The following is a 13,752-nucleotide window of genomic DNA, read 5'->3' as shown; positions in this document are numbered from 1 at the left end:
TAAATTCATTAGCATCATACCAGGACCAGGTGAAACAGGTTTTGTAGGCACTTTTATAAAGAACCGCCCTCTACCAGAATAGAGTCCAGCCGGAGTTCCTGAACAAAAGGGCTACCAGACAAGCAGCTGAGCATGCGGGTGAATGATAGTTTTGCTAATTTAGTCCCGCTTGTTTCAGCATAAGTGATTTCAGGGTAATACAGTGTTGGAATAAAACCATCACTGATAGCGATAACTCCAATATCTTGTGGGGTTTTTAAGTTCAATTTTTGAAGGCACTTCATCACTCCTGTAAGTATTTCGTCGCTCATACAAAAGATCGCATCTGGTCTTTCTGCCTTCGTTAACAACTCCTCGGTAACGGTAAGGGCTTCCAGAAAACTTCCCGCATAAGCTTTCGTTAATGTTGTTTCTAATTCAGCCTTTTCAATAACATGGGTAAATGCTTCCTCTCTTTTCCGGGTTATAGACATCCGTGGGTCGCCAAAAACCGCAAGGATATTTAGTTTCCCCTTTTGAACCAATGCCTCTGCTCCGAGAACTGCCGCCGATGTATCTCCAACACATACCTTATTGCAAGCCTCATAAGATGGTACTTTATCAAAAAAGATTACTGGAATATCAATTTCAGTGAGCTTCAAAAATGAAGTAAGGTCTACCGTTGAAGAAGTAATAGCGACAAAAACGCCCGCCACCCTGGTTTGGCGGCATCGTTTTAAATTCTCTTGTTCGATCAGAGGATCATCTCCCGATTGAAGGATCAAGAGGCTATAGCCATATAAACGGGCTTCCTCTTCCAGCGAACTAATGAACGATTGATAAAAGTAATTGGATACTGAGGGGACTATTACCCCAAACTCCCGGCTACCGTTTGTACGGAGATTGATCGCATAGGTATTTGGTTCGTATTCAAGAACAGCCGCCAGGTCTCTGATCTTTTGTTTTGTTGATTCAGAAATATCGGGATGGTCTTTAAGAGCCCTGGAAACAGTTGATACACTTAGATTAAGCATATCGGCTAGTTTTTTTAATGTTACTGATGCCTTCAATACCTTTTGTTTAATCCTTTTTTCCACAACAATCGTTTGCGGAAATGTTTGCGAAAATGTTTGCGGAAGCAGAAGGCCTAAATACACTAAATCGGTCAATTGCTCTTGCTAACTTCACTTCACCAAAAATAACAAACCAAGAAATATAAATTAAATGAAAAGGATTTTACTAACCATGCTGCTTCTGCTAAGCAGCACCCTGATCTTTGCTCAGAGCACCACACTAGGTGGAAAAGTTGTCAGCGCTGCCGGAGAATCACTTCCTGGCGCAAGTGTTAAGGTGAATGGCACTGGAACGAACACTAATTCTAATGGAGAATTCCTCCTTAAAAATCTACCGGCTAAAAAACTTAATTTAGTAGTTACTTACACGGGGTTTGCCGCTCATCAGGAAGAAGTTGACCTTTCTGCCGGCAGCAAAACAGACCTGGTTATTACCCTCAAATCAGATCATTTGGCTTTAACGGAAGTAGTGGTTACCGGAACCGCCAACCCGCGCACCAAATTGAACAGCAGTTTATCAGTTAGCACGCTTAAAGGTGTAGAGGTGATGCAATCAGCTCCCCGTACCACCGCAGAGATCTTCAGGGCAATACCGGGGATTAAAACTGAAGCTTCTGCGGGTGATGGGAATACCAATATTACCGTTCGCGGTGTGCCTATCTCCTCGGGTGGCTCAAAATATCTCCAACTGCAGGAGGACGGCCTGCCGCTTCTTCAATTTGGCGATATTGCTTTTGGTACCTCTGATATGTTTCTCAGAGCTGATCAGTCTGTGGCAAGGATTGAAGCAATCCGCGGAGGCTCTGCTTCTACACTGGCAAGCAACTCACCTTCGGGAATCATAAACTTCATTTCCAAAACCGGCTCCACCGCTGGCGGGACTATAGCAACTTCCTTTGGGTTAGACTATGGGAATATTCGGACAGATCTGAGCTATGGAGCACCCTTGGGCAAAGGATTTAGTTTTCATGCTGCAGGTTTCTACAGACAAGGGGAGGGTCCTCGTACTGCAGGTTCTGCGGGAAATAAAGGGGGCCAGATCAAGCTTAACTTAACCAAGACGTTCAATGGAGGTTTTGCGCGTGTATATTTCAAATATCTTGATGATAAGGCAGTAGCCTACATGCCACTTCCGATCCAGGTTACAGGATCTAATGATAATCCTGAATTTTCTTCACTACCTGGCTTTGATATTAAAAATGGGGCAATGCAGACCGATGCTATCAAGAGAAGTGCGGGCCTGGGATTAAACGGTCTACGCAGCCAGGCTGTTTCTAATGGAATGAATCCGGTATCGAAATCGGTAGGAATGGAACTCAATTTTAAGCTGGGCCTGGGATGGACAGTTGAAAACAGGGGGCGTTACGCAGCCAATTCCGGAGGATTTATTTCGCCTTTTCCGGCAATGATTGGAAGTACATCTGAAATTCTGGGTGCTGTAGGCGGGGCTACCAATCGTGTACTAACTGGCGGACGCTTAGTCTATGCAGATAATGGTACAACCTTCAGCGGCAGCAAGGCCATGGTGGTCCACATGTTCGATACTGAACTTAATAATCTGGACAATCTTGTAAATGACTTTAAGTTGAAGAAACGAGTGGGCAATGCAGACCTGGCATTAGGATTTTATCAGTCCCGTCAAAATATAAAGACTTCTTGGTTATGGAACTCTTACGTTCAGGAAGTATCCGGGGAAAATGCAAGGGCTCTTGACATTGTTTCAGCCTCTGGCACTAATATCAGCGAAAATGGACAATTTGCTTATGGGGTTCCTCTTTGGGGTAACCTGCACAGGAATTATAACACCACTTATAACACATCTGCACCATATGCTGGCTTGTCCATTCCTGTAACTAAAGCGCTTAGCCTTGATATGAGTGCCCGTTATGACATGGGAAATGTTTCTGGAAGCTATGCTGGAAACAAACAGACTTCTTATGATATAAATGGTGACGGAAAAATTTCAGCAGCGGAACAAAGTGTTTCTACAATTAACCAGGCTGCCGCTTCTCCTGTAGATTACGGGTATAAGTATCTTTCTTACTCGGCTGGGGCTAATTTCATGATATCTCAGGCTCAAGCTATCTTTGGTCGCTACAGTAAAGGTGCAACAGCAAAAGCTGACCGGATCTTATTTACCCCAAACGTTCTTGCCGACGGCTCAGCTGTGGGAGTGGTAGACGATATCAAGCAAGCGGAACTAGGGTATAAATACAAATACAACAAAGGAGGTTTATTCCTGACAGGTTTTTATGCGAACGTGAACGAAAATGGCGGATTGGAAGCTACTACTCAACGGGTAATTGAAAACGATTATGTATCCTATGGTCTGGAGTTTGAGGGTGTCCACCAATTTTCTAAGCAATTTGAAATTCGCGGAAGCACCACTTATACTCATGCCCGTATCAATTCTGGCCTGAATAAAGGAAACAGGCCAAGAAGACAAGCAGATGTTATTTTCAATCTAACTCCAACTTATAAATACAATAACCTCACTGCTGGATTAAGTATCTCTGGAACAACAAAGAGTTATGCGCAGGATAACAATAAACTTGTTCTACCTGGTTATACACTCGTTAATCCTTTCGTATCATATAGGTTTGCCAAACGCTTCACAGGTACCTTAAACGCAAACAATGTTTTCAATACTCTTGGTATCACTGAATCTGAAGAGGGCGAGATATCAGGAACAGGCACAAGCATTATCAGAGCAAGGCCTGTAACAGGACGTACTATTGCTGCTGGTCTTTCTTATAATTTTTAATCTTTAATCTTTCCCTTCGGCCTCTTGCTTCCTCCCAGAAGCACAGGGGCCAGGGTTTATCAATTTTGGAATCAAATGGAGTTAAATAAAAGCACCGGGTTGTTGAAGGAAGCTGAAGAAGTTTTGGAAAAAGCCTCTTCTCCTTACGGGATCTCAGCCTCGGGTGGCGCTGGCGAAAATTACGGTCACATTTGGGCTAGGGATAGCGCGGTAAGTGGTTTAGCTATTATTGCCTCTTCTCTGGAAAACCTTTATCCTACCATTGAGAGATCTTATCTCCTGTTATTAAAGGCAGCGGCATCAAATGGTCAGATACCTTCAAACGTTAAACTTAACGAGCAGGGGGAAATTATATCGGTAAGTTTTGGAGGGGTAGCGGGAAGAACGGATGCGAGTTTCTGGTGGATCATAGGTAGTGTCCATCTGGTAAATAAATTTGGTAACATCCAGTTTGAGCGACTTATACAGGAGCAGTGCGAAGCTATTTTTAAGTTGGCCGAGGCATGGGAGTTTAACGGGAAAAATTTGATGTACCTTCCTATGAGCAGCAACTGGGCCGACGAGTATGTAACTCATGGCTATGTGCTTTACGATCAAGTGCTTCGGTATTGGGCTCTCTATGTGGCGGGAAGGTATTTCAGGAACGAAGAATGGAGGCACAAAGCCGAACTGGTTAAGAAGGCCATCAAGAAACATTTTTTGATGGAGGAAGAGGCTAACCCATCTTTATTTACCGAGGTTCAGTTGCAGCAGCTGGCAGGCCTCGACATTTCTGAGCGTTTTATCGCCTCCTTTTCTCCTGGAGACCGGTTGGAGCAATTTGATGGCTGGTCCATTGGTTTATTGCTCATGTTGGGTATTCCTTCGGCTCAAAGCACGGAAAAACTTGAAGTGGCTTTAAAAAATGCGTTTTCAGAGACTGGTAACAGGGGGATTCCTGCATTCTGGCCAGTGATAGAAGAGGGACACTGGTTTGAAGCTTTGAAGATAAATAACAGTTACCGTTTCAAGAATGCTCCTGGCCATTTTCATAACGGAGGGATATGGCCAGTGGTAAATGGTTTCATTGTGGCAGGACTTATCCGTGCCGGATTACAAGATACAGCAGAGTTGTTAAGTCAGGCACTGGCTGCACAGTCAAAGATCCATCATTCCGGAAATCCTTTTGCTGAGTATTACAATTATTATAATGGCAAACCTGGAGGTGTTAATAACCTTTGCTTCAGTGCATCCGGTTATTTGATAGCACACAACTCCATCAGCAAACCTTCTTTTATAAACGATCTGATCCTCCCCGATGCTTTGCTTGAAGGTTTGCGTATTTCAGTCCTTCCGCTTGCAAAACAAGTGATCGACTTATTCAGAAAGACGTCGCCCTGTCCTATAGCCGTTTCCATAGCCGGAGAATCGGGATGCGGAAAAACAACTTTAAGCAAACTTTTACAGGAGATACTGGCAAGCAAGGGAATAAAAAGTTTGATCCTTCATCAGGATGAGTATTTTAAACTTCCGCCGAGGCAGAACCATCTGGCACGGGAGAACAGCTTTGACCACATAGGTCCTCAGGAAGTACGATTGGATCTTATTGAGCAACATATTCTCACCATCAAAAAGAGGACCGCAACTTCTATTGCTATTCCGGTGATGAACTGGGAAACAGATACAGAAGAGGAGGTTGATATTAACATTGCGGGCATTCAGGTAGTTATTGTTGAAGGGACTTACACCACCTTACTTGAAAATCTTGACCGCAAGATTTTTATTGATACAAGCTACCTTGACACAAGGAGCAACCGTATAAACCGTAACAGGGAAGAAGTAACCGATTTTATTGAGCGAGTACTGGCAAAAGAAAGCGCAATTATTCAAGGCCAAAAAACTTCTGCCAGCGTTATTCTTGACAGTAGCTTCAAGATGCTGAGCTAAACTTTTTTAAACGTTTATAGCTAACAAAAGATGAAGATATTTAAGCAGAAGCTGAGCTTTTGGCAAATAATAAACATGAACTTCGGGTTCTTTGGTCTGCAGTACAGTTTCGGTTTGCAGCAGGCTAACATGAGCCCGATCTACTCATACCTCGGAGCTGAAGAAAGTAAATTACCCTACTTATGGCTTGCCGGGCCCATCACTGGATTGATACTGCAGCCTATTGTGGGGGCAATGAGCGATAAGACGGTTAGCAGATGGGGGAGGCGGACTCCGTTTTTCCTGATCGGGGCAATTTTTTGCAGTATTTGTTTGTTCATTATGCCTTATTCCAGCTCCGTCTGGATGGCCGCCAGTACCTTATGGATTTTAGATGCAGCTAACAATATCACTCAAGAGCCTTACAGAGCTTTTGTAAGCGATAAGCTGGATGAGTCGCAACATGCTATCGGTTTTCTAACACAAAGTGCTTTTACCGGTTTAGGACAAACCCTATCTTACCTAACGCCCTCAATTCTGATCTTTTGCGGAGTAAGTAAGCTCGCTGAAAATGAAAACCATATCCCAATTACAACACTTATTGCTTTCGTGATAGGTGCAGTCTTTTCGCTTTCGTCTATTCTTTGGACCTTAAAGACTACCAAAGAAATACCCTTAAGCGAGGAAGAACTTAACGAGATTAGGGCAAGTCCCAGAGGTACTTCAGCAGTATTTACCGATATCTGGCAGGCCTTGAAAAATATGCCACCTGTTATGAAGCAAATGATACCGATGATGTTCTTCAGCTGGTATGCTATGTTTATTTATTGGATCTATATTGCCAAATGCTTATCCACAACAGTCTTCGCCAGCAGGGCGGACGCCTTCAGAAATGCTGATTTGTTATCGGGACAGATCGGTGCTTTTTACAACTTTATTGCCTTTGTCTCCGCATTCGGCCTGGCTGCCCTGGCTAAAAGGTACCATGCGAAATATGTGCATGCTGCGTGTTTAACTCTTGCAGGAATCGGGTTGTTTATTCTGCCAGGCATTAAAGACCCGGCAATGGTGTTTATTCCAATGATAGGAATGGGACTCTCCTGGGCAAGTATGATGGGGAATCCCTACGTAATACTGGCTGGCGGTATACCGAAAGAGCGTACAGGAGTATATATGGGTGTATTTAATATGTTCATTGTAATCCCTATGTTGCTTCAGAATATTTCCATGCCCTTGTATTATAATTCCTTGCTCCATGGCGATCCAGGAAGGGCAATTAAACAGGCTGGAATTATGCTTGTGCTGGCCGCCATTTCTGTAGTATTTATCAAAAATAAGAATATGAGCAGATCCTGAACTTCGAACTTCCATAATAAAAAAGCAGCAAGAAATCACATTTCTTGCTGCTTTTTTATTATCCAGCGTTTCACCTTTTGCAAGCTGGCCCTTACAAAGTCTATTTTTACTAACCCTGTTCGATCTCTTTCAGGCTAGCCATTTTCTTATAAGCAAGGAAGCCCTTTATATCTTCAAAGTGCTCGCGCACGCGTTTATTACCAAATTCGAATACTTTTTGAGCCAGTCCGTCTAAGAAGTCACGATCGTGCGATACCAGGATCAGCGTGCCATCAAAATCCTGTAAAGCCTCTTTAATAATGTCTTTGGTCTTCATGTCCAAATGGTTGGTTGGCTCATCCAGGATCAATACGTTTACCGGTTCCAGTAAGAGTTTAATCATTGCTAATCGCGTTCTTTCGCCTCCGGACAGCACTTTAACCTTTTTGGTGGTATCGTCGCCACTAAACATGAAGGCACCTAAAAGGTCTTTAATTTTGATAGATCCATCACTTAAAGGAATTTGATCGATCGTCTCAAAAACGGTTAAATTTTCATCCAGCAAGGCAGCCTGATTCTGCGCAAAGTAACCGATCTTGGCATTGTGACCAACTTTTAAGCTTCCCTCGAAATCGATCTCGCCCATGATGGCTTTAATCATGGTTGATTTACCTTCTCCGTTTTTACCCACAAAGGCCACTTTCTCTCCCCGCTCAATTACCATGGAAGCCTTTTCGAATACTACGTGATCTCCATAGGATTTGCTTAGCTCTTCCACGATAACCGGATACTGACCGGAACGCGGTGAAGGTGGGAATTTCAATCGCAATGCCGAAGTATCCACTTCATCAATCTCCAGGATTTCTAGCTTCTCCAGCATCTTCACCCTTGATTGTACCTGAAGGGTTTTTGAATAAGTACCTCTGAACCGGTCTATAAACTCCTGGTTGTCGGCAATGAAGCGTTGTTGTTCTTCATAAGCTTTAATTTGGTGTACCCGGCGTTCTGCACGCAATTGAAGGTAGTGACTATATTTAGCCTTGTAATCGTAGATCCGGCCCATAGTAACCTCGATAGTACGATTAGTAATGTTATCAACAAAGGTCCTGTCGTGGGAAATGACCATTACAGCCTTGGCAGAATTAACCAGGAATTCTTCTAACCATTGAATACTTTCAATATCCATGTGGTTGGTAGGCTCATCCAGAAGGATCAGATCCGGTTTCTTTAATAGGATCTTAGCTAATTCAATCCTCATACGCCATCCCCCAGAGAACTCCGATGTTTGACGGGTAAAGTCTGAACGTTGAAAACCTAATCCTTTTAATACTTTTTCTACTTCAGCATCATAATTCGTCTCTTCAACAGAGTAGAATTTCTCGCTCAGCTCTGATACGCGCTCAATTAACTTCATGTAATCGTCGCTTTCGTAATCTGTTCTGATCGTAAGTTGCTCATTCAGCTCTTCCAACTCCTTTTGCATCTGGTGCACTTCTTGAAAAGCTTTTGATGCTTCTTCAAAAACGGTAACATTATCCTGGGTGAGCAAATGCTGAGGCAAATAGGCAATCACTGCTTCTTTTGGTCCTGTAACAGTACCGGTGGTTGGCTTGGCAGCACCTGCAATTATTTTTAAAATGGTTGATTTGCCCGCACCATTCTTCCCCATCAGGGCTATTTTATCATTCTCGTTAATAGGAAAAGTTACATCACTAAACAAGGTGGTTCCGCCAAATGAAACGGAAATATTATTTACATTAATCACGAAATCAGGATATTAAAATGAGGTGCAAAGATAGTGTAATTTAGAATAATACCTGCTCCGGATTATAATCGCTATGCTAATTTATTCCAGAGATAGGACGACCCCGGATGTTATTAATTCAAGACTTGTTTCAGAGTTAGTAGGTTATATGAAAAAGGGCTTACCCAATTGGAAAAGCCCCTTTTTTCTCTATTTATTTACACTAGAACCGGTCAAGGTTCATTACTTTGTTCCAGGCGGCTACAAAGTCTTTCATGAACTTTTCCTGCCCATCTGCGCTGGCGTAAACTTCCGCTACCGCTCTTAATTCTGCATGTGAAGTGATTACCAGGTCGGCTCTTGTAGCTGTCCACTTTGATTCTCCGCTAGAGCGATCAATTCCCTCAAAAACTTCTTTGTCCGCCGATTTAGCCTTCCATGCTGTGCGCATGTCGAGTAAGTTAACAAAGAAATCTGTTGTTAGCTGAGCAGGACGGGTTGTAAGGACCCCATGAGCTGAACCATCGAAGTTGATGTTTATTACTTTTAAACCTCCCATCAATACCGTTAGTTCTGGTGCAGTAAGGGTAAGCAAATGGGCTTTATCTACTAATAGTTCTTCTGTGGATACACGAAGACCTGGTTTACGATAATTACGGAAGCCATCAGCAAGCGGCTCCAGATAACCGAATGATTCTACATCCGTCTGTTCCTGGGAAGCATCCATACGACCAGCCTTGAAAGGAACGCTTAGCGGATGGCCGGCATCTTCTGCGGCTTTTTCTACAGCTGCATTACCTGCCAATACGATCAGGTCGGCTAATGAGACTTTTTTACCCGTAGTTTGAGTACTATTAAAATCTTTTTGAATGCCTTCCAATACAGCTAGCACTTTTTGCAGTTGTACAGGGTTGTTCACCCTCCAATACCTTTGTGGGGCCAAACGGATTCGAGCACCATTTGCACCTCCGCGTTTATCAGAACCACGGAAGGTAGAGGCTGAAGCCCAGGCGGTAGAAACGAGTTCAGAAATGCTTAATCCTGACGCAAGAACCCTCTGTTTCAAACTCGCTATATCACTTTCATCTACTAAAGCATGATCTACCGCGGGAATTACATCCTGCCATAACAGATCTTCCTGTGGCACCTCTGGACCTAAATACCGGGATTTGGGCCCCATATCCCGGTGGGTTAACTTGAACCAGGCACGGGCAAAAGCATCTGAAAACGCTTCATGATCTTCTAAGAAGTGTCTTGAGATCTTCTCATAAGAAGGATCAAATCGCAAGGCCAAATCTGTGGTCAGCATGGTTGGACGGTGCTTCTTCGTGCTGTCGTACGCATCCGGAATAATTTCTTCAGCATCTTTAGCTACCCACTGATGTGCACCACCCGGACTTTTAGTAAGCTCCCATTCAAAACCGAACAAGTTCTCAAAAAAGTTATTACTCCATTGCGTTGGAGTTTTCGTCCAGGTTACCTCCAGTCCACTGGTAATGGTATCCGGTCCTTTTCCTGATCCAAAGCTATTACTCCAACCAAATCCTTGCGCCTCCATTCCTGCAGCTTCCGGTTCATCCCCAACGTGATCAGAGGAAGAGGCACCATGGGTTTTACCAAAGCTATGTCCCCCTGCAATCAAAGCAACCGTCTCTTCATCGTTCATTGCCATTCGTCCAAAGGTATCGCGTATATCTTTAGCCGCCATTACCGGATCAGGATTTCCGTCTGGCCCTTCCGGATTTACATAAATCAACCCCATTTGGACTGCAGCGAGTGGTTTTTCTAAATCACGGGTGTGGATACTGCCGTCAGCGTTATCATCAGACACCAAAACCCCTCCATTCTCTACAACTCCCTCTGAACCGTGTGAATAACGTATATCTCCTCCAAGCCAGGTTCTTTCAGAACCCCAGTATACAGACTCGTCAGCTTCCCATGCATCTTCACGACCACCGGCAAAACCAAAGGTTTTGAATCCCATCGATTCAAGTGCTACGTTTCCGGTCAGTATTATCAGATCGGCCCATGAAATTTTATTACCATATTTCTGCTTAATTGGCCACAATAATCTTCTGGCCTTATCCAGGTTAACATTATCAGGCCAGCTGTTAAGCGGAGCAAAGCGTTGCAACCCTGCGCCCCCACCGCCGCGTCCGTCTGTTACCCGGTATGTTCCTGCACTGTGCCAGGCCATACGTATAAATAAACCGCCGTAATGCCCAAAGTCGGCCGGCCACCAGTCCTGCGAATCCGTCATCAATACCTCGAGGTCTTGTTTAACTGCCTCCAGATCCAATGATTTAAATGCTTCGGCGTAGTTGAAGTCCTTATCCATTGGGTTTGAAAGCGAAGAATTCTGGCGCAAGATGTTAAGCTTAAGCTGTTTTGGCCACCAATCCTGATTTCGGGTTCCGCCCCCGGCAACATTATTTTTCATGCTGCCGTTATGGAACGGACATTTGCTGATGTCGTTTGAGTTATTATCCATTTTCGTTGAACTTAGTATTTGAACTGTACTGCTCTTTTGCAATTATTGATGAGGTAAAGCTATGACAAGAATACTTGCTTTCACAATCACTTTGTTCTATACAAGATAGCTAAAATCTATGGAGGTTCCCGAAGTCATTAGGAAAAGAGGGGACAAGGGAGGGCAGGTTAGCTTTAATAGGAAAAGGCAAAGAGGAAGAATAGATTTCTTCCTCTTTGCCTACTGATTTATTTCTTATTTACAGGCTCTTGCTGCTTTCGCATGTTTTCTGCAACTATGCTATCTGGCATCACATTCCCCATGGCCACCATGGCTTTGTTCTTCAGTCCGGAAACGATCTTATCGTCTCCTGACATTAAAGCATCATAACCATCTTTGGCTACTGTTGCCGGGTTTGAAAGGCTTCCTTCCTGTACTATCTTTGATTCCGTCATATCTGCCTTATCGAAGAAATCTGTATCTGTTGCACCAGGAAGCAGAACAGTTACTGAAACATTAGAATCTTTAAGTTCATTACGAATGGCTTCAGACCATGAATTTACGAAAGCCTTAGTACCATGGTAAACGGATTGCAGCGGACCAGGCATTTCACCTGCAATAGAACCAACGTTAAGGATCTTTCCGCCGCCTCTGATCACCATATCCTGTGCAAAGTTCTTGGCCAATACAACATAGGCCATAATATTTAAATGGATAATATCAATTTCCCGATTAATATCCGTATCCACAAATTCTCCATACACACCTTGTCCGGCGTCGTTCACCAGAACATCTACCTTTATTCCCATGTCGCTTACTTCCTTGTAAACTTCAAACGGGGCTTCCATTTTCATCAGGTCCTTGGCAATTGTCTGAACCTGGATCTTATACTGATCCTGGAGCTCCGCCTGGGTACGTGCCAGTTCATACTCGTTCCTGGATACCAAAACTAGGTTGTATCCATCTTTCGCAAATAATTTCGCCAGTTCATGCCCTATACCAGCAGTTCCACCAGTGATCAGTGCATATTTTTGATTGTTTTCCATAGTAAGATGATTTGTAGCGTTTTACTGCCTTGTTCCAATAAAAACTATACCACGATCCCGATATGGTTCTAAATCGTTACTTAATGGACAGCTGAGCTAAAAATTAATCTTTGCTGAATTTATATTCGCCGCCGCCCTGCTTCAAAAGCATCGTTTTTTCTGAAGGATTAAACTCCAGAACTACACCAGCCTGACTGAAACTAAACTTGTCTTTTTCTGTGGCTTCAAGAGGAATTGCCCCTTGACCAGTTGCCTGTCCCATCAAAGTCCGGTCTTTTTTTGTAATGGTCACCTTAAGTGGAATCGCTGCGGAAGAATAGACGCCCAAATATTTATCCAGGTCTTCAGAATTAAGTTCCAACGCTTTTTTAAATTCTGGAATGCTGTAGGGTTTGTTAAAAACCGCACTTAATACTGCAATACTAATATCATTGTTGTTAACTTTCGTGCCATTAGAGGTTAAAGCATAAGAAACACCATCACCGGGGAAATGCATAGCAACAGAACTAAAACCGTCTATTCCACCGTTATGGCCAAAGCCTTTTTTGTTGTAAAAAGGCATTTGAAAAAGTCCGAACCCAAAGTTATCCTTCAGCGTTTTCATTTGTTCCAGACTTTCTGCCTTTAGTACTTTTCCAGCAAATAATGCGTCCAGAAACTTTACAAGATCGGTAGCGGTGGAAACGATAAAGCCAGCGCCTAGTGGAATAGCAGGGTCTGTTTCCGTTGACTTCATCCAGTTTTCACCGCTTGTGTAAGAGCTTGTTTCCTTGTTTTGAAGATTGATCTTACTTCCCACATAGGTATCCGCGAGACCTATAGGTTTGGTAATGTACTCTTTCAGCAGTTCATGATAGGGCTTCCCGAAACTTTTCTCCAGTATAAAGGTCAATAGAATGTAGTTCGAATTACTATAGGCCATTTTACTGTCCGGTTCAAAGTCACTTCCTGCCTTGGTGATCAGATCCAAAAGTTCTGTCTGTGTTTTGGGCTGTGTGTGATAACCTAAATAAGAGGCATCGTCGGTTATATTATGAATACCGCTCCGATGGTTGAGTAAATTCCTGATCGATATTTTAGCTGCATTTTTTATGTCGGGAAAATAGTTGTCCAGGGTCTGATCCAGCAGGATCTTTTTATTTTCCACCCCTATCATAACCAGCGTGGCCGTGAAGGTTTTTGTTATCGAGCCTATTCGGTATCGCGACTTCTCGTTAGCTTTTGTTTTTGTTTCAACGTCTGCGAAACCGACAGATCGCGTAAAGATAACCTCACCATTTCTCGAGACAGCTACACTTCCCATAAAACGGTTGCTCTTTTCAAGAGCATCAAAGTAGGAGTTCAACTTTTCCTTATCCAAAGATTGAGAAAAGCCCAGGAACGATGTGAAAGACAGTAGGATAGAGGTTAGGATGTTTTTTTTCATAAGATTTTTA

At 43.3% G+C, this 13,752-nt stretch carries 8 protein-coding genes; 3 read left to right on the top strand and 5 right to left on the bottom strand.

Annotation, left to right across the window (positions count from 1 at the left end):
• Window positions 1-53: 53 nt before the first annotated feature.
• Window positions 54-1,076, bottom strand: coding sequence for a LacI family DNA-binding transcriptional regulator (locus J4N24_RS04325; protein ID WP_369806195.1), 1,023 nt, complete (start codon window positions 1,074-1,076; stop codon window positions 54-56).
• Between the two features lie 127 nt (window positions 1,077-1,203).
• Between J4N24_RS04325 and J4N24_RS04320 the strand changes: the two genes are divergently transcribed.
• The 3 genes from J4N24_RS04320 to J4N24_RS04310 all read left to right on the top strand — a co-directional run bounded on the left by J4N24_RS04320 (window position 1,204) and on the right by J4N24_RS04310 (window position 7,077).
• Window positions 1,204-3,816, top strand: a complete 2,613-nt coding sequence (locus J4N24_RS04320) for a TonB-dependent receptor (RefSeq protein WP_207532427.1) — start codon at window positions 1,204-1,206, stop codon at window positions 3,814-3,816.
• Between the two features lie 75 nt (window positions 3,817-3,891).
• Entirely contained in the window at window positions 3,892-5,742 is a 1,851-nt protein-coding gene (locus J4N24_RS04315) for a glycoside hydrolase 100 family protein (RefSeq protein WP_207532426.1), read from the top strand.
• A 30-nt stretch (window positions 5,743-5,772) separates the two neighbouring features.
• Window positions 5,773-7,077 (top strand): MFS transporter, encoded by a 1,305-nt coding sequence (locus tag J4N24_RS04310; protein ID WP_207532425.1) that lies wholly within the window; start codon window positions 5,773-5,775, stop codon window positions 7,075-7,077.
• Between the two features lie 109 nt (window positions 7,078-7,186).
• On the opposite strand, the gene J4N24_RS04305 is transcribed toward J4N24_RS04310, so the two are convergent.
• From J4N24_RS04305 to J4N24_RS04290, 4 genes are all read right to left on the bottom strand, one after another.
• The gene (locus J4N24_RS04305) at window positions 7,187-8,821 is read right to left on the bottom strand and encodes an ABC-F family ATP-binding cassette domain-containing protein (RefSeq protein ID WP_207532424.1); all 1,635 of its coding nucleotides are present in this window, start codon (window positions 8,819-8,821) and stop codon (window positions 7,187-7,189) included.
• Window positions 8,822-9,023: 202 nt separating this feature from the next.
• The gene (katG, locus tag J4N24_RS04300; RefSeq protein ID WP_207532423.1) at window positions 9,024-11,291 is read right to left on the bottom strand and encodes a catalase/peroxidase HPI; all 2,268 of its coding nucleotides are present in this window, start codon (window positions 11,289-11,291) and stop codon (window positions 9,024-9,026) included.
• A 227-nt stretch (window positions 11,292-11,518) separates the two neighbouring features.
• On the bottom strand, window positions 11,519-12,316 hold the full coding sequence (locus J4N24_RS04295; RefSeq protein WP_207532422.1) for an SDR family NAD(P)-dependent oxidoreductase: 798 nt from the start codon (window positions 12,314-12,316) through the stop codon (window positions 11,519-11,521).
• Window positions 12,317-12,419: 103 nt separating this feature from the next.
• Window positions 12,420-13,742, bottom strand: coding sequence for a serine hydrolase domain-containing protein (locus J4N24_RS04290; protein WP_207532421.1), 1,323 nt, complete (start codon window positions 13,740-13,742; stop codon window positions 12,420-12,422).
• Window positions 13,743-13,752 lie beyond the last annotated feature (10 nt).

The sequence above is a fragment of the Desertivirga arenae genome (genome assembly GCF_017355785.1).
GTDB classification, from domain to species: Bacteria; Bacteroidota; Bacteroidia; order Sphingobacteriales; family Sphingobacteriaceae; genus Desertivirga; species Desertivirga arenae.
Note: the sequence above shows the minus strand (reverse complement) of the source record. Positions and strands in the feature narration are given on the sequence as shown.